General features: G+C 69.0%; 21 protein-coding genes and 1 tRNA gene. 14 read left to right on the top strand and 8 right to left on the bottom strand.

What is annotated here, in order from left to right:
• The first annotated feature begins 220 nt into the window (after window positions 1-220).
• Together KUF83_RS34545 and KUF83_RS34550 are read left to right on the top strand one after the other, a co-directional pair.
• On the top strand, window positions 221-1198 hold the full coding sequence (locus KUF83_RS34545) for an ArsA-related P-loop ATPase (protein WP_217458972.1): 978 nt from the start codon (window positions 221-223) through the stop codon (window positions 1196-1198).
• On the top strand, window positions 1195-2598 hold the full coding sequence (locus KUF83_RS34550; protein ID WP_217458973.1) for an ArsA family ATPase: 1404 nt from the start codon (window positions 1195-1197) through the stop codon (window positions 2596-2598). Before KUF83_RS34545 ends, KUF83_RS34550 begins: the two co-directional genes overlap by 4 nt.
• A gap of 156 nt (window positions 2599-2754) precedes the next feature.
• Here the strand turns inward: KUF83_RS34550 and wblA are convergent, their stop codons facing one another.
• A complete protein-coding gene (gene wblA, locus KUF83_RS34555) occupies window positions 2755-3093 on the bottom strand; it encodes a transcriptional regulator WblA (protein WP_217459014.1) in 339 nt (112 codons plus the stop codon).
• A 408-nt stretch (window positions 3094-3501) separates the two neighbouring features.
• Between wblA and KUF83_RS34560 the strand changes: the two genes are divergently transcribed.
• Window positions 3502-5787, top strand: a complete 2286-nt coding sequence (locus KUF83_RS34560) for a transglycosylase domain-containing protein (RefSeq protein ID WP_217458974.1) — start codon at window positions 3502-3504, stop codon at window positions 5785-5787.
• Between the two features lie 227 nt (window positions 5788-6014).
• On the opposite strand, the gene KUF83_RS34565 is transcribed toward KUF83_RS34560, so the two are convergent.
• Complete coding sequence (locus KUF83_RS34565; protein WP_217458975.1) at window positions 6015-6479, bottom strand: GatB/YqeY domain-containing protein; 465 nt, start codon at window positions 6477-6479, stop codon at window positions 6015-6017.
• A gap of 99 nt (window positions 6480-6578) precedes the next feature.
• Between KUF83_RS34565 and KUF83_RS34570 the strand changes: the two genes are divergently transcribed.
• The 6 genes from KUF83_RS34570 (at window position 6579) to KUF83_RS42230 (ending at window position 14051) form a co-directional block, all read left to right on the top strand.
• Window positions 6579-7517 carry a metallophosphoesterase gene (locus KUF83_RS34570; protein ID WP_217458976.1) on the top strand — a complete coding sequence of 313 codons (939 nt, stop codon included), beginning with the start codon at window positions 6579-6581 and terminating at the stop codon, window positions 7515-7517.
• A 146-nt stretch (window positions 7518-7663) separates the two neighbouring features.
• A complete protein-coding gene (locus KUF83_RS34575; RefSeq protein WP_217458977.1) occupies window positions 7664-8470 on the top strand; it encodes a Pr6Pr family membrane protein in 807 nt (268 codons plus the stop codon).
• Between the two features lie 50 nt (window positions 8471-8520).
• Window positions 8521-8594: transfer RNA gene (locus KUF83_RS34580), tRNA-Pro, on the top strand.
• A 325-nt stretch (window positions 8595-8919) separates the two neighbouring features.
• Entirely contained in the window at window positions 8920-10827 is a 1908-nt protein-coding gene (locus KUF83_RS34585; RefSeq protein WP_217458978.1) for a competence protein CoiA family protein, read from the top strand.
• A 327-nt stretch (window positions 10828-11154) separates the two neighbouring features.
• Complete coding sequence (locus KUF83_RS34590) at window positions 11155-12162, top strand: competence protein CoiA family protein (RefSeq protein ID WP_217458979.1); 1008 nt, start codon at window positions 11155-11157, stop codon at window positions 12160-12162.
• 863 nt (window positions 12163-13025) lie between these two features.
• Complete coding sequence (locus tag KUF83_RS42230) at window positions 13026-14051, top strand: hypothetical protein (RefSeq protein WP_254644803.1); 1026 nt, start codon at window positions 13026-13028, stop codon at window positions 14049-14051.
• Here KUF83_RS42230 and KUF83_RS34600 read toward each other — a convergent pair.
• The 4 genes from KUF83_RS34600 to KUF83_RS43110 form a co-directional block, all read right to left on the bottom strand.
• A complete protein-coding gene (locus tag KUF83_RS34600) occupies window positions 13981-14823 on the bottom strand; it encodes a PE-PGRS family protein (RefSeq protein WP_217458981.1) in 843 nt (280 codons plus the stop codon). The two genes, KUF83_RS42230 and KUF83_RS34600, sit on opposite strands and share 71 nt — an antisense overlap.
• A 152-nt stretch (window positions 14824-14975) precedes the next feature.
• Window positions 14976-16511 (bottom strand): LacI family DNA-binding transcriptional regulator, encoded by a 1536-nt coding sequence (locus tag KUF83_RS34605; protein ID WP_217458982.1) that lies wholly within the window; start codon window positions 16509-16511, stop codon window positions 14976-14978.
• A 48-nt stretch (window positions 16512-16559) separates the two neighbouring features.
• Window positions 16560-16940: a helix-turn-helix domain-containing protein gene (locus KUF83_RS34610; protein WP_308403273.1), complete on the bottom strand. Its 381-nt coding sequence runs from the start codon at window positions 16938-16940 to the stop codon at window positions 16560-16562.
• 159 nt (window positions 16941-17099) lie between these two features.
• Entirely contained in the window at window positions 17100-17237 is a 138-nt protein-coding gene (locus KUF83_RS43110; RefSeq protein ID WP_374106227.1) for a helix-turn-helix domain-containing protein, read from the bottom strand.
• A 519-nt stretch (window positions 17238-17756) separates the two neighbouring features.
• On the opposite strand from KUF83_RS43110, the gene KUF83_RS34620 reads away from it, so the two are divergent.
• The 5 genes from KUF83_RS34620 (at window position 17757) to KUF83_RS34640 (ending at window position 23174) form a co-directional block, all read left to right on the top strand.
• On the top strand, window positions 17757-18677 hold the full coding sequence (locus tag KUF83_RS34620) for a hypothetical protein (RefSeq protein ID WP_217458984.1): 921 nt from the start codon (window positions 17757-17759) through the stop codon (window positions 18675-18677).
• Entirely contained in the window at window positions 18674-19372 is a 699-nt protein-coding gene (locus KUF83_RS34625) for an ATP-binding protein (RefSeq protein WP_217459015.1), read from the top strand. Before KUF83_RS34620 ends, KUF83_RS34625 begins: the two co-directional genes overlap by 4 nt.
• Before the next feature lie 88 nt (window positions 19373-19460).
• Window positions 19461-20792, top strand: a complete 1332-nt coding sequence (locus KUF83_RS34630) for a hypothetical protein (RefSeq protein ID WP_217458985.1) — start codon at window positions 19461-19463, stop codon at window positions 20790-20792.
• Between the two features lie 32 nt (window positions 20793-20824).
• Window positions 20825-21463 carry a plasmid mobilization relaxosome protein MobC gene (mobC, locus tag KUF83_RS34635; protein WP_217458986.1) on the top strand — a complete coding sequence of 213 codons (639 nt, stop codon included), beginning with the start codon at window positions 20825-20827 and terminating at the stop codon, window positions 21461-21463.
• Window position 21464: 1 nt separating this feature from the next.
• Complete coding sequence (locus KUF83_RS34640; protein ID WP_217458987.1) at window positions 21465-23174, top strand: relaxase/mobilization nuclease domain-containing protein; 1710 nt, start codon at window positions 21465-21467, stop codon at window positions 23172-23174.
• A 145-nt stretch (window positions 23175-23319) separates the two neighbouring features.
• Here the strand turns inward: KUF83_RS34640 and KUF83_RS34645 are convergent, their stop codons facing one another.
• Together KUF83_RS34645 and KUF83_RS42890 are read right to left on the bottom strand one after the other, a co-directional pair.
• A complete protein-coding gene (locus KUF83_RS34645; protein WP_217458988.1) occupies window positions 23320-23814 on the bottom strand; it encodes a hypothetical protein in 495 nt (164 codons plus the stop codon).
• A 372-nt stretch (window positions 23815-24186) separates the two neighbouring features.
• On the bottom strand, window positions 24187-24414 hold the full coding sequence (locus tag KUF83_RS42890) for a hypothetical protein (RefSeq protein ID WP_308403265.1): 228 nt from the start codon (window positions 24412-24414) through the stop codon (window positions 24187-24189).
• Between the last annotated feature and the right edge of the window lie 303 nt (window positions 24415-24717).

Genomic DNA, 24717 nt, shown 5'->3' on the forward strand with positions numbered 1-24717 from the left:
GCGCACGGGGCCCCCGTGCGTCCGTGGCCGCTCCCTGACGGCGGCGGAGCCCGCGGGGGCGCCCGCGCCGGCCGCTGTCCGGCGCGGCGGCCGATGACTGGGCGGGGCGCTTGCTGGGCACCCGTATGCGTGGCGGGGCCGTCGGGTTTCGTGGCTCGAAGGCCCCCGTGACCCCACCCACGGCCACCGCGGCACTCAGTGAGGAATTAGGCTCGAAGACGTGAGCAGGCTTCAGGTCGTCAGCGGCAAGGGCGGTACCGGAAAGACCACGGTCGCCGCAGCACTCGCGCTCGCCCTCGCGACCGAGGGCAAGCGCGCCCTTCTGGTCGAGGTCGAGGGCAGACAGGGCATCGCGCAGCTCTTCGAGGCGCAGGCGCTGCCCTACGAGGAGCGGAAGATCGCGGTCGCTCCCGGTGGCGGGGAGGTGTACGCGCTCGCCATCGACCCCGAACTGGCCCTTCTGGACTACCTCCAGATGTTCTACAAACTCGGCGGCGCCGGACGCGCCCTGAAGAAGCTGGGCGCCATCGACTTCGCGACCACCATCGCGCCCGGCCTCAGGGACGTGCTCCTCACGGGCAAGGCCTGTGAGGCCGTACGCCGCAAGGACAAGCGCGGGCGGTTCGCGTACGACTACGTCGTGATGGACGCCCCGCCGACCGGGCGGATCACCCGCTTCCTGAACGTGAACGACGAGGTGGCCGGGCTCGCCAGGATCGGCCCGATACACAACCAGGCGCAGGCCGTCATGCGCGTGCTCAAGTCACCCGAGACGGCCGTGCACCTGGTGACGCTCCTGGAGGAGATGCCCGTCCAGGAGACCGCCGACGGCATCGCCGAACTGCGTGCCGCGCGGCTCCCGGTGGGGCGGATCATCGTGAACATGGTGCGGCCCGCGATCCTCGACGAGGCCGACCTGGACCTCACGCGCGAGGCGCCCCGTACGGCCATCGCCAAGTCGCTGTCGGCCGCCGGACTCGGCGGCGCGCGCCGCGGCGGGGTCGCCGAGCGGCTGGTGGACCCGCTGCTGGACCAGGCGCGGGAGTACGCCGAGCGGTACGCGCTGGAGCGCGACCAGCGGGCCGTGCTCCAGGACCTCGGCCTGCCGCTGCACGAACTCCCGCTGCTCGCCGAGGGAATGGACCTCGCGGGCCTGTACCAACTCGCCAAGGAACTGCGTCAGCAAGGGATCTCATGAGTCAGGACCCGGCCCGCGCAAACGATCCGGCACACCCGTCCGACCCGGCCCAGGTGTCCGATCCGGCCCACGCGATCGACTCCGCCGCCGTCCTGGGCGTCGACCCGTTGATCGACGATCCCGGGACGCGCATCGTGGTCTGCTGCGGTTCGGGCGGCGTCGGCAAGACCACCACCGCGGCGGCCCTCGGGCTGCGGGCCGCCGAGCGCGGCCGCAAGGTGGTCGTCCTCACCATCGATCCGGCGCGCAGGCTCGCCCAGTCGATGGGCATCGACGCGCTCGACAACACCCCGCGCCGGGTGAAGGGCATCGACGACTCCGCGAGCGGCGAACTGCACGCGATGATGCTCGACATGAAGCGCACCTTCGACGAGATCGTCGAGGCGCACGCGGACCGCGAGCGGGCGGCCACGATCCTGGCCAACCCCTTCTACCAGTCGCTCTCGGCGGGCTTCGCGGGCACGCAGGAGTACATGGCGATGGAGAAGCTGGGGCAGCTGCGGGCCCGCGAGGAGTGGGACCTCATCGTCGTCGACACCCCGCCCTCGCGGTCGGCGCTCGACTTCCTGGACGCGCCGAAGCGGCTCGGTTCGTTCCTCGACGGCAAGCTGATCCGGCTGCTGACCGCGCCGGCGAAGCTGGGCGGCCGCGCGGGGATGAAGTTCCTGAACGTCGGGATGTCGATGATGACCGGCACCCTCGGCAAGCTGCTGGGCGGCCAGCTCCTCAAGGACGTCCAGACGTTCGTGGCCGCCATGGACACCACCTTCGGCGGCTTCCGCACCCGCGCGGACGCCACGTACAAGCTGCTCCAGGCGCCCGGTACCGCCTTTCTCGTCGTCGCGGCCCCGGAGCGGGACGCGCTGCGCGAGGCGGCGTACTTCGTGGAGCGGCTGGCCGCCGAGGACATGCCGCTCGCCGGTCTCGTGCTGAACCGCGTGCACGGCAGCGGCGCCACCCGGCTGTCCGCCGAGCGCGCGCTCGCCGCCGCGGAAAATCTTGACGAGGCCCGCATTGTGGATCAGGTGGACGGGAAAGCTGGACTTCGTAACTCTCCCGACACGTACGGCAGTTCAGAAGCATCCGCTCCCCGGACCACCGGTCCCGAGGCTCCCGAATCCGACGCAGGCTCCCCCGCCGCGGACCGGAACACCGCCGACGGAGCAGGACCGGAGGACCGGACCGTCGAACAACTCACAGCAGGCCTGCTGAGGCTGCACGCCGAGCGCATGCAGCTGCTCTCCCGCGAGCAGCGCACGCGTGACCGCTTCGCCGCGCTCCACCCGGAGGTGGCGGTGGCCGAGGTGGCCGCGCTGCCCGGCGACGTGCACGACCTCGCTGGGCTGCGGGACATCGGGGACCGGCTCGCGGCCGGTACCTCGCCGGCCGGAGCTTCCTGAGCCTCTCGGGGCCACGGAGGCCCCTGGCGCGTACGTCGGTGACGTACGTCGCCGTACGGGGGCCGCGTGGACGCCCCGCGTAGTGCCGAGGACGCCACTCGCACCCCTGGCGCGTACGGAGCCGCTGTGGGCCCCGGTGCGCGCGCGGCGGTCCGGTCAGCCCACCGCCGCGTAGTGCTCGTACACCTCTTCCTCGTCGAGGGGCAGGATTCCCGCACCTCGCTCGTATTCGATACGCGCTGTTTCAAGCAGCCTGCGCCAAGAGGTGACGGTCGGTCGCCTGCGCAGCAGTGCGCGGCGCTCCCGCTCCGTCATCCCTCCCCACACTCCGAACTCGACGCGGTTGTCCAGCGCGTCGGCCAGGCACTCCGTGCGCACCGGGCAGCCGGTGCACACCGCCTTGGCCCGGTTCTGCGCTGCTCCTTGAACGAACAGTTCATCCGGATCGGTAGTGCGGCAGGCCGCCTGCGCACTCCAGTCGGTTACCCAGCCCATACCGGCGCCGTCCTCTCCCGAATCGAGGCTCCCCCACGGCGGCAGCGGCATATTCACCGCCGCCAGTTGAGGACGTTACGGAAGGCGGGCACAGTCAACCAGCCCCTTCGGGCCCAATCTTGAATGGCCCGAATGGACTATGGGTACGCGACAGATCACCCAACGGAGTGACCCGACGACATGCGTGACCTTCCCGGCAAACCGGGACAGTTGACTTGCGTCACAACGGACGACAGCTGACACATGAGGCGGATTCGGGCACGTCCTCAACGAAAAGGCCGCGTGCCGACCGGAACGATTCGGGGTCGCCGGACGTATTGATACGCAGCCCTACTCCTGTGACAGTTGAGAGCAGCTTAGGCCAAGGCCTATACGCGTGTCCGGCGAATGAGAACGTAGGCTGCCCTCATGCCAAACAAGCGCTCGGGTGGTGGTCTGTCCCCTACGCAGCAGGCCGCCAAGTTCCTCGGTGTCAGCGTGCTCGCGGGTGCCGTCATGGCCGGAATCGCCGTGCCGGCGTTCGGCGCGCTCGGTCTCGCGGCCAAGGGTTCGGTCGAGGGGTTCGACGAGATCCCCGCCAACCTGAAGCGGCCGCCACTGAGCCAGCGCACCACGATCCTGGACAACCAGGGCGGCCAGATCGCCACGGTCTACTCACGTGACCGCACGGTGGTCGACCTCAAGGACATCTCGCCGTACATGCAGAAGGCGATCGTCGCGATCGAGGACGCGCGGTTCTACGAACACGGCGCGGTCGACCTCAAGGGCGTCCTGCGGGCCCTCAACAAGAACGCGCAGAGCGGCGGCGTCTCGGAAGGCGCCTCGACGCTCACGCAGCAGTACGTGAAGAACGTCTTCGTGGAGGAGGCGGGCAACGACGCGACGAAGGTCGCCCAGGCCACCCAGCAGACCCTCGGCCGGAAGGTCCGCGAGCTGAAGTTCGCGATCCAGGTCGAGGAGGAGCTCGGCAAGAAGAAGATCCTCGAGAACTACCTGAACATCACGTTCTTCGGTCAGCAGGCCTACGGCGTCGAGGCCGCGGCCCAGCGCTACTTCTCCAAGTCCGCCAAGGACCTCGATCTGGGGGAGGCCGCGCTCCTCGCCGGCATCGTCCAGTCACCGAGCCGGTACGACCCGGTCAACGACGAGGCCGAGGCGAAGAAGCGGCGCAGCATCGTGCTGCAGCGCATGGCCGACGTGCACGACATCTCGCAGGCGGAGGCCGACAAGGCCAAGAAGGCGCCGCTCGGCCTGAAGGTCAGCAAGCCGAAGAACGGCTGCATCACGGCGGTCAAGGGCGCCGGCTTCTTCTGCGACTACGTCCGCGAGGTCTTCCTGAACGACCCGGTCTTCGGCAAGACCCAGAAGGCCCGGGCCAAGGTCTGGAACCAGGGCGGTCTCACGATCCGCACGACGCTCGACCCGCAGTCGCAGAAGTCGGTGCAGCAGTCGGTCAAGGACCACGTCTACAAGAGCGACCAGGTGGCGACCGCCGCGACCATCGTCGAGCCCGGCACCGGCAAGATCCTCGCGATGGGCCAGTCGCGCCCGTACGGCTTCGGCAAGAACGAGACGCAGCTCAACCTGTCGGTCGACGGCAGCATGGGCGGCGGCGCGGGCTACCAGCCCGGTTCGACGTTCAAGCCGATCGTGGCCGCCGCCGCCCTGGAGGGCGGCAAGCCCGCGACGCAGGTGTACTCGTCGCCGTACGAGATGGACTACCCGAACCCGGTCTCGGCGTGCAACGGCGCCCGGTGGAACGAGAAGGGTGTCCCGGTCGCCAACGAGAACGAGAGCGAGGTCGGCCCGTACGACATGCGGGACGCGACCGCGAAGTCGGTCAACACCTACTACATCCAGCTGATCAGCGACATCGGCATCTGCCCCGTGACCGAGATGGCGGGCAAGATGGGCGTCGAGCGCGCCGACGGCAAGAAGATGAACCAGGCTCCGTCCATCGCCCTGGGCACGCAGGAGATGTCCCCGCTGACGATGGCCAATGCGTACGCGACCTTCGCCACGCGGGGCACGTACTGCTCGCCGGTCGCCATCGAGTCGATCAGCCAGACCGTCGGCGGCCAGAAGAAGTCGCTGTCCGTGCCGAAGACGAGCTGCAAGCGCGCCATGTCCGAGACGACCGCCGACACGATCAACACGCTGCTCAAGGGTGTCGTCGAGGACGGTACGGGTACGGAGGCGGGCCTCGGCAGCCGGGCGAGCGCGGGCAAGACCGGTACGACGGACGAGCGTTACGCGGCCTGGTTCGTGGGCTACACGCCGAACATGGCGGGCGCGGTCTGGGTCGGCGACCCGGCCCACAAGCGGCGGATGGTCGACATCACCATCGGCGGTGTCCCGCACGACAAGGTCTTCGGCGGCAAGGTCCCCGGACCGATCTGGCGCGACATGATGAGCGGCGCGCTGGAAGGCAAGCCCGCGCCTCCGTTCAACCTCGTCCACATCCCCCGGCCCGACACCGGCAAGGGTGACGGCCGCGGCGACGAGGACGACAACGACGACGGCAACAACGGGGACAACCGCGGCAACAACAACGGCGGCGGGAACGGCGACAACGGCGGGAACGGCCAGCCCACGATCCCGACGCCGTCCTTCTCGATCCCGGAGGAGTGGACGATCGGCGGGAACGACGGGAACAACGGCGGCGGGAACGGCAACGGCGGCAACTTCCCGTAGACCGGGACGCCGGGCCGACCCCGACAGACCCGGACCGAGACCGAGTCCGAGACCGGCAGGCCTCCTGCGCACGTACGCCGATGGGGCGCCCTTCAAGCGAAGGGCGCCCCATCGGCGTACGACTGCTGTTTCTGCTTCTGCTTCTGCTTCTGCTTCTGCTTCTGCCTACCGTTACCGCTTCGAGGGCCGGAGCCGGGGCCGCGGGGGTTGCTCGCGGTATGCGGCGCTCAACCCGCGAGCAACTGCTTGACGACCGCGGCGACTCGGCCGCCCTCGGCCTGCCCGGCCACCTTCGGGTTCACGATCTTCATGACCTGACCCATGGCACGGGGGCCCTCCGCGCCGGCCGCCTTCGCCTCCTCGACCGCCTGCGCGACGATCTGCCGGAGCTCGTCGTCGGAGAGCTGCTTCGGCAGGTAGTCGGCGAGGATCTCGCCCTCCGCCTTCTCGCGCTCAGCCGACTCGGCACGGCCGCCCTGCGCGAACGCGTCGGCCGCCTCACGGCGCTTCTTGGCCTCCTTGGCGATCACCTTCTGCACCTCGTCGTCGGAGAGCTCGCGCTTCTCCTTGCCCGCGACCTCCTCCTTCTGGATCGCGGCGAGGGTCAGCCGGAGCGTCGAGGAGCGGAGCTCGTCGCGCCCCTTGATCGCGGCGTTGAGGTCAGCCTGCAGCTTCGACTTGAGCGTGGTCATGGGGTGATTGTCGCAGGTGTGGCACGACGGCCGCCCATGGATTTCGGGCGGGCCGCTCCCGTGGGACTCGGGGGGTCCGGGGTCTGACACGATGGACGTATGCGTGCGCGATACGGAGTACCTCTGGGAATCGCGGCGGCTGGTGCCGCCGGTCTGCTCTATTCGGCGGGGTTCGAAGCCCGCTCCTTCCGTCTCCGACGAGTGACCGTCCCGGTGCTGCCGCCCAGGATGCGGCCGCTGCGCGTGCTCCAGGTCTCCGACATCCACATGGTCAGCGGTCAGCGCAAGAAGCAGCGCTGGCTGCGCTCGCTGGCCGGGCTGCGCCCCGACTTCGTCATCAACACCGGGGACAACCTCTCCGACCCGGAGGGCGTACCGGAGGTCATGGACGCCCTCGGCCCCCTGATGGAGTTCCCCGGGGCGTACGTCTTCGGCTCGAACGACTACTTCGGACCCACCCTGCGCAACCCCTTCCGCTACCTGCACGAGAAGGCGCAGGGCCGACACGGCCTGAACGGGAACGCGCCCGCCGTCGACGTGGTCCACAACCCGTGGGAGTCGCTGCGCGACGGATTCGACGCGGCGGGCTGGCTGAACCTGACGAACGTGCGGGGTTCGTTGAAGATCGACGGCTTCGAGATCGAGCTGACCGGGCTCGACGACCCGCACGTCAAGCGTGACCGCTACGCGCGCGTGGCCGGCGGCCCGTCCGACTCGGCCGACTTCTCGATGGGCATCGTGCACGCCCCGTACCTGCGCGCGCTCGACGCCTTCACCGCGGACGGCTACCCGCTCGTCCTGGCCGGCCACACCCACGGCGGCCAGGTCTGCATCCCCTTCTACGGCGCCCTCGTCACCAACTGCGACCTGGACACCGACCGGGTCAAGGGCCTGTCGACGTACACGGAGGCGGAGTCCGGGCGGACGGCGTTCATGCACGTCTCGGCGGGCTGCGGAACGAGCCGCTACACACCGGTGCGGTTCGCGTGCCCGCCGGAGGCGACGCTGCTCACGCTCACGGGACGGGAAGCCGGTTAGCGGAGAGGTGGCGGGGCGGGCGGGGCGACCCCACATGAGCGGGGCCCCTGCGGCCCCGGCACCCCCGACCGCTTCAATCCATCCCGACACCCCCGACCGGTTCAATCCATCTCGCCGCTTTTGTCCGATCCGCTTAGCGTGAGGGCATGACCGCTCCCATACCTGCGGATATCCCGGACATACCCCGCATCCCGGGCATCGCGGCCAGCGCCGCCGCTGCCACAGTCTCCGTCGTGCCGGCGGACGCGGTGGTTCCACGCGTCCGTCGCCCCCTGGTCGCCGCCTACCGCCTCCTCGTCGCGCTCGCGGCAGCCGCGGGCGTGGCGCTCGACCTGGTTCTGGGCAGCCCGTCACGCGTCCTGAGCTACTTCACCATCCAGAGCAGCATCCTGGTGGCCGTGGTGTTCACCTTCTCGGCCTGGCGGGCCTGGACCGCGCGCCGCCCGCTGCCGCCGGCCGTCACCGCCTGCACGCTGCTGTACGCGGTGGGCACGGCCCTGGTCTACCACCTGCTCCTGGCCGACAACTCGAGCACCTTCTCCATGACGGGTGACATCGAGACGCTCACCGGCTGGCACGCGCTCACGAACCAGCTCCTGCACTCGGCGATCCCCGTCGCGGTCGCGCTGGACTGGCTCCTGCTGACCCGCCCAGGGCCGCTGCGACTCCACAGCGCGGCCGCGTTCCTGGTCCTCCCCGTCGCATACCTGGCCTTCACCCTGACCCGGGGCGTACTCCTGCCGCCGAGCACACCGGCCCGCTACCCGTACCCCTTCCTCGACGTATCCCAGCACGGCTTCGTCGAGGTCCTGGGCAACGCCACCGTCCTGGGCCTCGCCTGCTACGCCCTGGCCGTCCTGCTCGTCGCCCTGGACCACGTCAGACCGGGCCCACGCCGCCACCGACGCCCCGAAAACCGGATTTCGTCTCCGGCCACCAGTGGGCTAAAGTAAACGACGTCGCCACGGCACACACCACGAAAGTGGCCTGCGGTAAGCGACATCGGGGTGTAGCGCAGCTTGGCAGCGCGCTTCGTTCGGGACGAAGAGGTCGTGGGTTCAAATCCCGCCACCCCGACAGCTGAAACACCAGGTCAGGCCCGGTGCTGAGAGATCAGCACCGGGCCTGATTTGCTTTGTGGGCCTGTTTTGGGAGCCATTTGGGAGCCGACCTCGGTGCCCGGCTCCCGGGTGGCTCCCAGCGAGGGGATTATGGGAGTCCGCCAGCGGCCTGTCCGCCTCAGAACAGGTGTCGACGGTAGGTCCTCTTGGGCACCATCGCTTGTACGGGCTGTATCTCGCCCGCTTGTCGTCGCCGGAGAGCCCACACAATGCCGTTACTGTCCGAGGACCACCGCCGCATACAGACAGCTGTCGTAGGCCACAAGGACTCCGATCTTGCGGTGATCCTGCCCATGGACGCAGCAGAGCTGACTCGCTGGCGGCAGCAGCATCCCCGGTACACGTACTGGTGCGGCACGCTGCTCGGCGGCTGCGGCGAAGCGCTGACTGACCGCCTGTACCACTCCAAGGTGTGCCACTTCGCGCATCACCCGCATCACACCTGCACACGCACGGCCAACGGTGAGGACAGCGCGGACCACCTGTTCATGAAGGGGGCCCTGGACGAGTGGATCCGGAACCGGGAACTCAAAGGCACCGTGCAGTGGCCGAGACGCGCCGCGTCACTGGGTGAAGCGATCGACGTCGATCTCCCGGACCGACAACGACGGCTGCGTTTTCGGCTCAAACCCGGAAACAGCGGCTCCTGGGCAAATGACACGGGAAAGACAGAGGAGGTCGACTGGATCTTCGGGCTGGGCGGACCTGTCCCCCATGAGTTCTTCGACGGAGACGGCTATGTCTTCCGTATCCGGTTCGAGACAAGAGGAGCCCGGCGCTGCCCCTACCTGGGCGTCCAGCGGCGCAGCGGTGTGACCACCTGGACACCGTTTGCTGAGGCCACTCTGACCGATGAAGGGCTGACAACAACAGCGGTCGAAGAGATCCGGGGCGACTACAGACGAGCCGTAGTCGCCCGAGGTAGCGAAAGCGTTGCTAGCAAGTCGTCGTCAGAGACCACAGCAGGCCCCGAGAGCCGACAGCTAAGCCGGGGCGAGCTCGTTGTCGCCGTCCGTGAAGCCCTGGAGCTGGACGCCCGCTGGGCCACCCGAGCGACCTGGAAGGGTCTAGGTCAGACGGTCGGCACAGACTTCTCCCAATACGGCGTCGCAGATCTTCGAGACCTGCTCTCAGAGGTGGACAGCCCCTTTCCCATGGACGAGCCCGTGCTGTCCGCCCTCGTACGATCGGACACCGGCGAACCGTTGCCGTACCTGGACAGCATCCTCGAAGCCCTCGGCCTGGGGCGGCCGTCGTCGGCAACGCACCTGAAGCGGTGGGTCCAACGGGAAGTAGACCGCGCGTTCGCCAAGTACGGGCTCCCCGCGCGCGCTGTGCCGCCGGCGCTACCGCTGAACGCGGCCGTCCCCGAGATCCGCATTGTCGATCTCCCTGTCTCTGCTCGTCGGCGCCCGCCCGCACGAAACCGACGGGCACGCCCCACAGAGGTCCGTCACCAGGCACCAATCGACCGGAGTCAGCTGCAACACCTGATCGCTCAAGGGCAGGAAATGGCGGGCAGCGGGCAGGGAAAGGGCGGGACCCGCCTGAGGTCGGAAATCCGATCGGCCCGTCGATGGCTCCAGGGCACACGGAACACCAAACTCAACGATCGCGGCCTGCGGTTGCTGAGAGAGACCATCGCCGGGCTTGAGGCAGCCATCGAGGAAGCGAAGATGGCCACCCAACACCGCGAGAAGACGCCGGGCGAGAGCAACCAGAGGCGTTGTTCGCTCGCAAGTCCCGAGCCGTCCCAGCAACAGCGTGAAGCTCCGGCGGACCCCGCCCAGGCAGCCTTGGCCCCCACCCTTCGCCCGGACCTGCGGCAGCGGCTGATCGACGTCGCGCAGGCAGGTAGCACCACCAACTGGCCGTTGCTGGCCGGCGTCAAGAACACATCCGAGGAGGAGCGCCGCAGGCTTCTGTCAGCTATCGAGGACGGAACGCACGATGATGCTCCGCTGCTGTCCGCTCTGGTCGTAGCCCCCGGAGGGGGCCCGGTGCCGTACTTCCGGGGAATCCTGCATGACACGGGCCTCGCTGTACCCCGGTCCGACGAAGCGCTGTTGAGAATCTGGCGTCGAGAACAAGAGCGCGCCTACGCGGCTTACGCCAACCCGCCGCGCCCACTACCGCCCAGGCTCGTTCCAAAGGCCACGGCCGTCCACGACGCGCGTGGGTCCGCCTGAGACTTACGACCGCAGTATCCGGTAGCGCAGATTCGTGACGGAGCGCGAGGGCGGGCACCTAGGCCAGCTCCGTGAGTTCATCGATCTCAATTGCGTCCACCCCGTCTTCTTGGCGTGTGATTGAACAGTCAAGGTCGCCGGATGGGTGGCGGGGGGACGATCAGCGCTGACGCAGTACATCCGGTATGTACTGCGGTCGTTACCGCCGGTCGCGATCAAGCTTTCGCCCAAGTGTGGTTCTGCTGTGTGGACTTGAGGGGAGGGCACTGTCAGTGCCCGTTGCAATGCTCTACGCATCCGGTTCAGATGAGTTGAGAGGAGGCTCCGGTGTTGGACGATCTGCTCGTTGTGGGGTTCGACCTGGAGACGCAGACCGAAGTCCACATCGGCGACCGCCCTTTGGAACAGTGGCGGGCGCTCGGCTACGGGGCTCGGGAGACCGTTGTGTGCTTCTACTGCTGGCGTGGCATTGACGCCCCGGTGGGTACGAAGGTGGCGCTACTGGCCCGCGGCCGGATCGGCGGCCTGGTGCGGCCACACTTCGCGCACCCGGCTGGAACCGCACCGCCCGGCGGGCACAGCCGCGAAACTGTCTGGCACATCAACGCCAAACACCGGCTCGCCCGCTGGGCGCACACGCGGCACAACGTCACGAGGGTCCGGATGGAGCAGTGGACCGAGGACCGCGACCGCCGCGCCGACGTCTACGTCATCCTCGACGACGGCGCCCAACTGGCTCTGGAGGCACAGCGAGAGCTGATCACCGACGAGCTGTGGCAGGCCCGGCACCGAGACTACGCCGCCGCCGGCGTGCGGGACGTATGGTTCATGCGCCCAGACACCCGCATCCCGCACGTGCTTTTCGCCGAGGGCACTCCGGCCTGGACGCTCTACCATCGCGAAGGCGAGGTCGAAGCCCGGCTCGGCCAACCCCACGCGCGCGGCTCCCAGTGGTGGACGAAGGACCTGCGCCTCTACGCACCGCACCATCCACCCTGCCCCGGCGATGAGATCGTCCGTGAACGCTTCCTGCTCGAAGAACTCGGTTTGGACGCCACCGGCGTGAGCTTCCCGCCCACGATGCACGAGCGTCTGTCCCAACAGGCCGCCCGTGTATACCAAGAGGCAGGTGAGGCCCGGAACCAGCACGAACAGAGGGAGCGACGACGGCGGGAGGGTGCAGCCCGACAGCCCCGCAGTCGCCCATGGGTGCCCACCCCGCTTCCGCCAGTTCGGCCGGTGCCTCGCCCAGCGAGCGGGGAACCGGTCTGCGAAGTCTGCCACCGTCCGCTCGCGGAGCCCCTGGTGCGCTATGGGCGGCACCTTCTGTGCTAGCCCACAACCACAGCCCCGAACCTCACTCAGCGCCTGCTTGATGAGCCACCGGGATTCCTTGTCGCAGGCCCTGCTGTGCACCGGCGACAGCGGATACAGGGATGCATTGTGTTGGAAGCCGGCTTCGGAAATCGGCTCCCCGGTGCCTCCGCGCGACGGTCGTCTACCTTCGAGCGCACTGTGTGCCCGTTTCCTGAATGAGCGACTCCACAGCTTGTGCCGAGCAGACCTGAGACGGTACGACGATCGCCATGCACCCTTGGTCTCCGTTGAACGACCGGCAGCTCGCACTCCTCACCCGTATCGGGGACGGAACCGACCCCGTCACGTCGGGCAACCCCGAGCTCGCCGTCACGGCTCGCGCGCTCAGGGATCGGGGCTTGGTGACCATGCCCAGGAAGAAGGGGAGGTGGCAGGCGGAGATCACTGACGCGGGGCGCTTCTACCTGGAGCACGGGCATCATCCCGACCGTCCGGAGTTGGCTCCGCGTAAGCCTCGCGCGGCGGCGTCTGAAGCCGGGGTGCCGGTTGCCGCTGGTCCGTCGCAGGATGCCGATCCCCCGACCAAGACGAATCCCGCCCCGAAACGGGCTGTGAAACCTCCGCGCCCGTCGCCAGCGGCTGTCGGGCCGGCGCTCATCGCGCAGGTGCAGGAGGCCGGACGATTTCTTCGGATCCCTGACCCCAGCGCAGAGGAACGGGCTCGGTATCGCAGGGCGTTCGACGCGGCGCGGCAGTGCGCTCCGGAGGGGTACCACCTGAAGTACAGCGGGCGGGCGAAGGGGGACTTCTTCCTCGGTCTGCTCAGGGTGTCCGGCGAGGACGACACCGAGTGGAACCGAATCCGGCTGGCACGAAGCCGAGTGATCACCGATGTCGAGGACGTGCTCGCCGCCGTCACCAAGGACCACAGCGCCTTCGAGATTTCCGAGGAAGTCCTGCCGAGGGTGCTCACACTGATCCGGCTCCTCGCCGATGAGGCACTCGCACGGTACGGCGAGATCGCGGTGTCCAAGAAGCGCAGGCAGCCGAGGCCGCTGCTCACCGTCCACGGCAGGACGTACGAGGTCGGTTTCCGTGAGCGGCAGAAGCAGGTCCGGTACGTCCCCAAGCAGCCGGGCCGACGCACGTACGACTGGCAGCGGGTCACGCCGGCCCAGAAGTTCGAGCCGTCCGGCGAACTGGAGCTGCTGGTCAGCGAGAACTCGGGGTACAGCTACAACTACGGCTGGAAGAAGGAATGGGCCGACACGGCCAAGAAGTCGTTGGAGGAGCAGATCGCCTCAATCTTCCGGGCGTTGAAGGCACGCGCGGAGGAGCAGGAGCGGGCCCGGTTGGAACGAGAGGCCGAGCAACGGCGTCTGCGAGAGGAGCGGGAGCGCCAGGAGGCCGAGCGACGGCGGCTGGCGGCGGAGCGTGAGGAGCGCGAGCGGCGGGAGTGGGAGGCCGCGGTAAGTGCGGCTTCGGTCAAGGCGGTTCACGCGGTACGGGCCGAGCACTTTGGTACTGCCCTTGAGCAGTGGCGGGCCGCGGGTGAGATCCGGGCGTTCTGTGCCGCGTTGGATGAAGTCGCCGCCGCGTCGGAAGATGCTCCCAAAGCTGAGCGGCTGCGTGAGTGGTCGGCTTGGGGGAACGCGGAGGCCGATCAGCTCGACCCCACAACGAACGGCAAGGGTCTGGCCGCCCGCGACTTCAACGTGGAACCGACGAAGAAGCAACTGCGACCTTTCCTTGACGGCTGGCGGCCGGACCGGCCGGAGAAGGAGCCTCCAGCTCAGCCAACGCCTCCGAAGCCGGAACCAGACCCGTGGCGCGGCGTCATCGACGCACATCAGGATCAAGGGTGGCGATATGGACGCCAAGGTCGCGCTCAATGGTGGAGGCAATGACGCCGTGACCTCGGTCGCGTAGGGCCTTGACCGCCTTCTCGACGAGTCCCCCGAGCCTGATGACCTCGGCGCGCAGGGCGACCAACTCGTCGTAGCGGTCGGCTTTGTCTTCGCCGCACCAGGCCCGGACGGTTCGCAAGACAGCCGCTTCCGCGTCGAGCTTCCGGTCGTCCCGTCGGCTGTAGGAGTACCAGGAGGACTGGGCACGCTCCTGCTCGATGCCCTGCTGCTTGCGGTCCACCTCCGGAAGGATCTCGTCGGCGAGGCGGCCGGCGATCTGACGGGCGACGCGCTCGGTGACCGGCCACCCAGCCAGGCACATGCCGTGGCGGTTCTCGTACACCATGGCGTCGCCGCGGAGTTCAGCTGCGTCCATGCCGATGAGCGGTGCCGTCTCGTCAAGGCGGCTCAGCTCCAGGACCCCGGCGTCGGCCACCGTTCGGCGCAGGCGAAGCCTGTTCTTCGGACGGACGAAGCCGAGGATCATGCGGGCGGCCTCGAAATCCGTGCTGCCCCGGACGTGGCGAGAGGACTCCGCCAGCGCCAGCTCCGCCGCGTCATCCGCGCGGAACGTATCGGCATCCGCCCACGGTGCTACGAGAGAGCCGGAACTGACCCACTCCTGCAGGCCAGCGGCATCACCTTCGAGGAACCGCACGTGAACCCAGCCAGACCTACCGGAGCTGCCCACGCGTACGACCTCCACCTGGCGGACCTCGCTGCCCAGGTCCTTCGGCCTCGCGCGATACGCCCAGTGCTCGCCAATCTCCATGTGCCTATTGAGCCAGGTCTGTTGGCTCTCTCACCGGGCGTTTGCCATAACCTCCGGATAGAGGTGACCTCCACGAGGTTGACGCTGCCCCCGCAAGGTGTCGCCGGAGACGGCTGTGCCTCTGGTGGTGACCATCAGAGGCACAGCAGCAGTCACCGCTGGGACTCCGCAGGCTTACGTGATTCCCTGCGCGCACGTAGGAGATCGTCGAGTACGCGCACGGGTGACGTGGGGCTCATCGCCAGGCGGGTGTCGAGTGCCGCCTCCCACTGCTCGGTCAGTCCGAGCATGAGGCGCTTGCGCATTCCGGGTGTGACGTGGGCGTAGCGCGCGGAGACCGAGCCGTCGATGTGGCCCATGCGGTCGTCCATGAGGACTTTCTCGGTGCCGAGGTCCTCCATCACGGTCCGGTGGGTATGGCGGAGGCCGTGGGGTGTGAGGCCCTTGGCGATCGGGAGCCAGCAGGCGTCGGCCCGGTCGCTGGCGCCACGCCCTCGGGCTGGGACGCCGGGCCACGGCTCGCCGAGGAGCGGTACGGGGCGGGCTTCCTGCGGTGCCTTCTTCGGGTACCAGCCGGAGACCGCCGGGGTGAACAGCCAGGTGGCGAAGCCGTTTCGGCGCCAGTGGGCTGCGTGCTGCGGTACCGCGCCGCCACGCACGAATCCCAGGTCTGCGATGGCCTGTTCCACCCTGACCCGCTTGGCTTCGGTGATGCGGTCGGGGTGGTTGAGGACGTTGGACACCGTGCCGGTGGAGACTTCGGCTCGGCGTGCGACGTCGACGAGCTTTGCGCCGTGGTGGCCGCCGGTGCGGGCCGTGCCCTGGCCCCGGAAGACGTAGGTCTTGCCGTGGCACGAGCAGGGTTTCGGCTTCGTGCGGGCGACGTGGTTGGCGACCAGGGCCGACAGCCAGTCCATCACGTCGATGGTGCGGTAGCTGTCGTCCTTGGGTGGGCAGCGAACCAGCTCGCCAGTGTCGAGTTCGTACAGCTGCCATTCGACGCGGACGGCCCCGGGGCGGGCGAACTCCGTCTCCAGGCCGACGATTTCGCCCCAGCGCATGCCGGTGTAGCCCTTGAGGACGACGGCGACGAACTCGTCGTCGCGGCCGGAGAGCAGGGCGGCTCGTTCCGCGGTCAGCAGGGTGCCGAGGGGGTCGGTTACGACCTTCTCCGGGCCTCGGTCGCGGGAGCGTCCGGCGCGCTTGCCGCGTCCGCGCCGTCGGGCGGCCGGGTTCGAGGTGATCAGGCCCTCGTCGAGCGCGTCCTCGAAGATCAGGTGGAGCGTCGAGCGCCAGGTCTTGACGCTGGAGGCCGCGTAGGCGGCCTTCTCCTTCTTCTCCCACAGGTCGACGTCCGTGCGCAGGATGCCGGCGAGTGCCTTGTCCTCGAAGTCAGGGAGGAGGTGCTCCTCGATGTGGCGCTTGTAGTTCTGCATGGTCGAGGCGGCCAGGTCCTGGGCCTCGTACCAGCGGTTCGCGTACTCGCCGAAGGTCTCCTGGCCGAGTGCCGGGTCGCGCCAGTCGCCGCGCCGGTACTTGTTCTCGGCCTCACTCGCGGCGCGCTGGGCCTCGCCCTTGGTGGCGAACCGGATCGCCTTGCCGTTGTCGTCGACCACCGTGAGGTGCCTGCCGGGCGCGGTCTTGTACCGGCCGCGCCAGTAGTTTCCGCGCTTCTCCGCGAAACCCAACTTCCGTCTTCCTCCCCTGCTCTCGGCTTGTGACTGGGTGCGGGCGCGCTACGCGACGGTCTCGTACTGGGTGCGGCGCGGCGGTCGAGCCCGCAGACGCCCTGGCGTCGGGGCCGTAGTCGACTCAGGAGGCCGGGCGGCACGAGTTCGTGCCGAGGGAGGGCTTGTCGCTGCCCGACTCGCCGGCGCGCTGCTGACGGATCGCTTCGGGCGCTCTTCGTGGAGGCGGACGATCTCGGCGAGGTGCGCGGCGGTGAAGCGGTAGGCGCGGCCGACGCGGGTGTGCGGGATGAGTCCGCGTCGGGCCCGGTCCTTGACCCACCAGGCGGAGCAGCCGAGGGCTTCGGCGATTTCTTCGGGGCGGTAGAGACGAGGCAAGGGGGCTCCGCCCTCGGTGCCGGGAAGGCGTCTTACGAGGGCAGGGGGTATGTCGGAGTGGTGCAAGAAAGGCGGGTCCTTACTGGGTGGGGGGCGTGCTCGGTCAGCGCTGCTGAGCGGTCCTCGTCACGTGGCAGTCGGCCCCTGCAGCAGCACGAGAGGCGAGACCACGAGGGCTTCGGCGATCGCGACGAGGTCGTCGGCATCGCATCAGCGTTGGGCGCGTTCGATGCGGGACAGCATGGTGTTGGACATCGGATGGCCGAAAGCGGTCACGCGGTCGGCCAACTGGCGTTGCGACAGGCCGCGTTCGGTTCGGAGCATTTCGATGGTGCGGGCCGCCTGCATTCCTGCGGGTCCGACTTCCAGTGGGCGTGGGGGCATGGCTCCAATTGAAAGGTGCATTCGCCGGTTTGGGTAACCGGCGATCGTGGTCTATGTTGCGCTCGCGTCGTTCGCCGAGATGTGGTTCCAGGGAGTCGGGAATGGACACGGACCAGCACGCCGATCATGGCTCTGAAGTGCGGTGTTGTGTTGTATCTTCCCCGTCGGCGGCCCGTCAACGGCTTGCCGATGTGATGCTTCTGGCTCGGCGGTCCGGGCAACTATTTGGTCAACGGCGGATCGTGCCTTACGGTTTTCCTCCCGCCCGTCACCGAGCCCCATTTCTCGCAGCCTTTCTGCCGTGAGAGATTGCGCCGGATAGGGCTGGACTTGCGCGACTGGGGTATGGCTATGTTGACGACACCCCGGAAACGGAATCGCTTCCCGGCGCGCCTCCGCGCCAACACCCCCTCGAATCCCGCCCCGACCGACGGTGAGCCGTGATGTCCGCGCACAGGCCACCGAGTGAGGACCGCCCCACACTTGGCACGAATCCGCACCATCAAGCCCGAAGCCTTCGTCTCCGAGTCCCTGGCCGTCGTCTCCCTGACCGCCGAGCGCACCTTCCTCGGCCTGCTCACCCAGGCCGACGACCAGGGCCGCCACCGCGACCACGCCGCGATCATCGCTGGGCAGTTGTGGGTGCTGCGCCCGGAGCACACCCCGTCCGATGTCGAGACGGATCTCGCCCAGCTCGCCGACGCGGGACTGATCTGCCGCTACAAGGGGCCGGATCACAAGCGGTACCTGCACGTCGTGACCTGGCACCAGCATCAGAAGATCAACCGGGCGAGCAAGAGCCGCCTCCCGAGCTGCCCGGTTCACGACGCTTCGGTCGCGTCGGCTCCTGCCGTGGGCGCCGGTGTCACGGAGTACTCGCTGCCGTCTCACGCAGCCCTCACTGAGGGCTCCGGCGAGGTCCGTGAGTCCGCGCTGAATCCGGGACTTGAGAGCGAAGTCGCAGGTCAAGAGGGCTTCACGGAGTCCTCCGCGAGGGATCAGGGAGCGCTCGGTGAGGCAGCAGTGACGTCTCACGGTCCGGATCTAGGACCTAGGACCGTGGATCTAGGAGATATCCCTTCGGGGGGCGCAAGCGCCCACGCGCCCGACACTGTCTCGGCCAAGCAGCTCCTCGGCGAGTACATCGCCGCGTGCAACCACCGCCCGCCAGATGCCTTCCTGAACCATCTCGGCAAACAGGTGCGCAAGCTGCTCGACGAGGGCATCGCCCCCGCCCACCTCCGGGCCGCCCTCGAACGCCACCGGGCCAAGGGCCTGTCCCCGGGCGTCCTGCCCAGTCTCGTCCACGAGGTCATGAACGCCGCATCCCCCGCCGCGCCCGCCGCCCACCGGGCGTGGACGAACCCCACCGACGTCGTCGCCGCCTACGGAGATGAGCTCTGACCGCCACCCTCACCCGCGCACCCCAGCCCGTCGGCGCGATCACCGACCGGCTCAACACGATCCTCGCCAACCGCGGCATCGACCCCACCACCACTGCCGCCCACGACCCGGCACCCGAGACCGTCACCGCCCTGGAACTCGCCGACGCCCGCATCCCCGCCCGCTACCGCCGCGCCCTGGCCGACCACCCCCAGATCATCGTCTGGGCCGACCAGATCGCCCGCGCCGGACGCCCCGGCCCGACCGGACCCGGTATCGCCGAGGGCCCGTCGCTGCTGATCGCCGGCCCCACCGGCACCGGCAAAACCCACCAGGCGTACGGCGCCGTCCGGGCCCTCCTCACCCGAGGCGTCCGCCTACGCTGGGAGGCCACCACCTCCGCCGACCTCCACGCGCGGCTCCGCCCCCGCGCCGGCCACGACGGCGAACGAGAACTGCAGACGCTGGCCCGCTGCCCACTGCTGCTCCTGGACGACCTCGGCGCGGCCAAGACAAGCGAGTGGACCGAGGAGCTCACCTACCGGCTTGTCAACCACCGGTACGAGCACATGCTCCCCACCCTCATCACCACCAACCTCCCCACCGCCGAGCTCCGCACCGCGCTCGGCGACCGCGTCGCCTCCCGCCTCGCCGAGATGACCGAGCGGGTCATCCTCACCGGCTCCGACCGACGCCGCACCGCGCCCGCTATCTGAACGGCCCGCGGTCCCTCCCGTCCCACCACCTCGCCCGCCCGGGCTTCCGCCTGCCCTCGAACGCCCGGGTCCCTTGGAGAGCCTCTGCATGACCCCTGGCCCCACCACGCTCATCAGCGCCAACGACATCGGCATGCCCGCCTTGCCGCACTGGTTCCCTGCGCCTGCTGCCATCGCGGCTCTGCTCGTCGTCGTACTGTCCGCCGCATGGTCCCTGCGGAAGTACCGACGGAAGCCGAGCGCTGGACAGCGTCGTAGCACCGCCGCGATCCCGGTCGCCGCTGTCGCCGCGATCGGCTGTACCGCCTACAGCGCGGACACCAGCTGGCGATTCGCCGCCGACTACCTCGACATGGGCAGCGCCGTCGAGCGCGCCGCGATGTTCGCCGCAGCCGAACTGGCGCTGTTCGCCACCGCGCTGATGGCGCGGGCGAACCTCAACGGCTCCAAGCAGGCGCCCGGGGTGCCCGGCACTCTCACCTGGGTGATCACCTGCGTGCAGATCGTGCCCGCCTACGCCGAGTCCGGGCTGGTTGGCGGAACTGTGCGGGCTTTCGTCGGCCCGGTCCTGGCGGCAGTGCTCTGGCACCTGGCCATGGGCATCGAACTGCGCCATCGCAGCCCGCACGCCGACTCCCGCAGCCTGGCCGCCCTCCTCACCCGACAGGCACGCGAACGGCTGCTGGCTCGTCTGGGGATTGCCGACCGGGACGCGGACGCCGCCCGGATCATCCGCGACCGCGCCCTCGACCGGGCCGTCACCCTGATCCTCCGGGCAGAGAGCATGACACCCGACAAACGCACCAAGCGGCGAGGCCGACGCCTCACCCGCCGCCTGCACCAAGCCCTGGAGCAGGCTGACGTCGACCGCGACGAGCGCCAGGACGAGCTGCTGCTGCGCAAGCTCGCCACCCGCCAACAGGCCCTCGCCCTGGCCACCGTCCCGCTGCCCGCCCGCTGGCCCGACACCGCCGCACGCACGAGGGGCGGCTCCGCGACGGCCCGCCCGCGGGCTGGGGCAAGAGAGCGGGCAGAAATTTCGGGCGCCCCGCCCTACAAGGTCGCGGGCAATGACGCCGCCGACCGGGCAGCCCGCACCCTGCCCGAAAACCGCCCGCAACAGCCCGTCCGCACCACCGTCGGCCCGGAACCAAAACCGGGCGAGGAACCGCCGGGCAACGACCCACGCGCCGCCTCGCGGGCGGAGTCGAAGCGCCCTAGCTCCAAACCGCGCGCGACACGGGACCTCCTCAACAAATACGCCCGTGACCTCTTCCGCGAGCACGGACGTCTCTCCCGCGACCTGTTGGAGGAGGCCGTACGCAAGGACGGCTACAGCGTGGCCAGCGACACCGCCGGCGAGGTGGTCCGCACCGTCAAGGCCGAGCTACCGACGGCGCCCGGCGGCCGCCCCCACTGAGACCACCCCCAACGCCCAAGGAAAACCCCTCAATGCACGAATCGCACCACGAACTCCCCACCTCTCAGGAGGAGATAATCACCGGCCTCGTCAGCGCAGCAAGCAATGGCGATGGACCGTCCATAGGCCGGTCCATCGCGGACTCCTCCGCCCCGGGGGTGGCGGAGGAGCAACTCCGGCACGAGGGCGTGCCGGAGCAGGAGCGGGTTGGCGCCGGCGAGCGGCCGGCCGATCCCTCCGCTGGGGCCACGCATCGTGCGCCGTACCGCCGTGCGAACCTCGATGCGCAACGCTCCGAGCACGTCACCGCGCGCTTCGCGCCGCACGAGAAGCACGACATCCAGTCGTCGGCGAAAGCCGCTCACGTGACCATGGCCCGCTACATTGCCGACGCCACCATGGCCCGCGTCCGCGGTGAGATCACCGTCGCCGCCGAACGCACGGTCTACGACGATGCGATCGACGAGCTCGCCACGATGAGGGCGCAGATCGCCCGGATCGGCAACAACGTCAACCAGATCGCCCGCCGCCTCAACGCGGACGGCGATCCACACTCTGTGGACGCCGCGATCCTTCACCGGGCGGACCGCCTGCTCGCCGACGCCCACGACACGGTCCGGGCGATCGACGACGCCGCCATCCGGGCAGCCGAGCAGAAGTGGGCGGTCTGAGGTGATCGCGAACATCGTCAAGCCGGGCAACAAAACCTACGGCGTGCTGGCCTACCTCTTCGACAAAGGCCGCGCCAACGAACACACCGACCAGCACATCGTCGCCTCCTGGGACAACTTCATCCCCGACCCCGGCTCCTGGGACAGCCCTGGCCACAAGCAACGGCTCGGCCAGCTCACTCAGGCCCTGGATCTGCGGGTCAAGCAAGCTGGCGACAAGGCACCTGAGGGTCACGTGTGGCACTGCTCGATCCGCGCCGCACCCGAGGACCGCATCCTCACCGACGCCGAGTGGGCCACCATCGCCCGGCGCATGGTGCACGCGACCGGCATCGCACCTGACAGCGATCCGGACGGCTGCCGCTGGGTTGCTGTGCGTCACGCGGAGGACCACATCCACATCGTCGCCACCAAGGTGCGCGGTGATCTGCGTCCGCCGCGGAACTGGAACGACTACCGCCGCGCCATGAACGAACTCACAGCCGTCGAGGAAGACTTCGGCCTCACCCGGGTTGCGCGTGGTCCCGAAGCTGCTGCCGGCACCTCGGCGGTGAAGCGCTCCACCCGGGCCGAGCAGGAGGAGGCCAAGCGACGGGGCCACGACAAGACCGCGCGTGAGCGGCTGCGGCACGTCGTGCGTACCGCGCTGTCCCACGCGAAGGATCTGGAGGAGTTCTTCAACCTGCTCGCCGATGCCGGCCTTCAGGTCGAGACCCGCACACTGCCCTCCGGCGACCTCGGCGGCTACAAGGTCGCCCTGTCCGACGACGGCACGCCCATCTGGTTCTCCGGCTCCAGCCTCGCCACCGACCTGTCCCTCCCCCAGATCCAACAGCGCCTGGCCGCCACCGAGGCGCAGCCCACCGCAGCCTCATCAGCTCGCCAGCACCGCCCCAGCCCATGGCATGTGGCCACCGCTGCCGCCGAACGCATCCCCCACCACCTCGCCCACGCCGACGACGGCGCCGTCCAGGCCCACCTCACCGTCTTCGGCGAAGTCCTCTACGCGCTACCCGCCCATGCTCCTGTCCGACTCCAGGCCGAACTCCACCGTGCGGCTGCCGCCTTCGAACACGCCGCCCACACCCGCGCCCGCGCCGACCACCAGCACGCCCGCGCACTGCGGGGCGCGCTCAAGGCCATGCGCTACCAGCCAGCGGACCACACCGGGCTGGCCATGCTCTTGGACGCCGCCATCCTCGTCGTCCTCGCAGTCCAGCGCCGCAGCGCACTGCACCACCACGACCGGCAGGTGGCCGCCGCCCGTCAGACGCTCACCCACCTGCAAGCCGCCTACGACCAGATAGCCCCCACCAGCCTCACTGAACTCGGCAGGCGCTATCCCTCCGACAACACGGTGCACCGGTACGTCCGCGCCCTGCACGAGGTCCTGCCCCGCCACGCCAAACAGATCCTCACGGAGAACGCCTGGCCCGCCCTCACCGCCGCCCTCGCCGCCGCCGAAGCCGCTGGCCACAACCCGGCCACCGTCCTCCAGCAGGCAGCCCAGCACCGCCCCTTGGACGACGCGAAGTCAGCATCCGAGGTCCTCGTCTGGCGCATCCAACGCCTCGGCGACCGGCATGCACCCGGCCCCGGCGCACGAGCCGCCCAGGCCCGCCGCCTTCCCGCTCAGACCGCCCCGCAGACCGATCCCGGGCTCCCGGGCGCGTACACGCCGCCTACATCCCACGCCGGACGGTCCCGCTGAGCCGGAGCCCCTGGCGCGGGCCACGAGGAACGACACCACGCGCAGCCACGGACCGGCACGAAGCCGACGGACTGTAGCTGCACATCCCCGGTTACCGAAACCGGGGATTCTCCGGACCCTATGTGTTGCCCCACCGCCCCACCCCTCAACAAGGAGCACCCGCATCCTCCTCATCGAACCCCGCCGACACGTCGTCGCTCAGCTGTGCGGCGCGTACTTCAAGTACCACGCCAGCACCAAGACCTGGCGCCACGACGATGGAGGCCCCTTCACCAAGGCGGAACAGGCCGCCGCCCTCGCGCCCACCATCAACGAGGTCAAAGAGGCGAAGAAGCAGATTGACCTGTATCACGAGTACCTGCAGACCTGGCTCGAAGCCCCCGAGGTCCTGGACCGCTTCCTCGCCCCCTTCCTGGACCAGCTCGACGAGCAGTCCTTCGGCAAGGCCATCGACATCATGAACAAGAACGAGCGGTTGAAGCTCCAGCGGCTGGTCAACGCGGCGGCCGAACCGGTCCGTCCGTTCACCCCGTACACCTTCTGACAGACGACGGCACCGACCGCACCCCCAGATGAGGAAGGGGCCGGTGACCGGGAAGCCATCCCGGTCACCGGCCCCCTTCGCGTCCCCTGCAGTCACCGTGTGCGCTGTACTTTGTCAACGGCCTTCGCCAAGTGCGCGTCGACAACACCCGGCGAGCCGGAAACGACCACCAGCACGTTGGCGATGCGGATCGCCGTCTGCTGGACAACGCTGCGCTGCTGGCCGACGGAATAGGTGAGCAGCTGGCTCCTGCTGTTTGGGCGCGGAGGCGGAGGAGGCCGGATCGTGGGCGGGCATGCTGCCTGTGGTGCAGCCAGCCAGGGCCAGGGCGGCGAGGGCGCTCAGGTTGCGAACGGTCGTGGTGCGAAGGCGCATGCGGAACCCCAAAATCGCTACGGAACGAACGGTCTGACCAGCCGGGCCTCCGGCGCCGGCGAAATGCAGGGGTAGGGAGTGGGGTTTCGGAGGTCAGTGGCCGAGGTGGCGCAGCCCGTCCTCAAAGGTGGGGTGCCAGTGGTCGACCGGACCGGAGTTGCGGTTGTACCAGGCCGCGTCCAGACGGGGCTCCATCACCTGGTGGCCGGCCCGACAGCGCAGCCACACCGAGTCGTCGCGAAGGCAGAAGACGATCCAGTCCCGGTACGCGCCGCACGTCGGGCACGCGCGGATCTCGCTGTCGATGACGAGCGGCTGCATCCACCGCATCATCGCTCCCTCGACGTCCTGTCGGGACGGCGCCCGCAGATCGGCTGGTGGGAAATCCGGCGTCATGGTCGCCGAGGCCGATCCGGTCGACATCGGCGCCTCAGCACGGACGATGTCGAATGGCAGAAGCTCGTGTGCATGCATCTGCAGCAGCGCGAACGCCTCACGTTGGGCCTCACGGAACTCGCGGTCTGCGCGAGCACGTCGTCGGAACATACGGTCTCCATCTCTGTCATCTGACGGACACAGGGGAACGTGCACTCAGGGGAATTGGCGACGAACAGCACAAGAAGC

Origin of the sequence: Streptomyces sp. BV286, from assembly GCF_019090165.1 — a bacterium.
Taxonomy (GTDB): Bacteria; Actinomycetota; Actinomycetes; order Streptomycetales; family Streptomycetaceae; genus Streptomyces.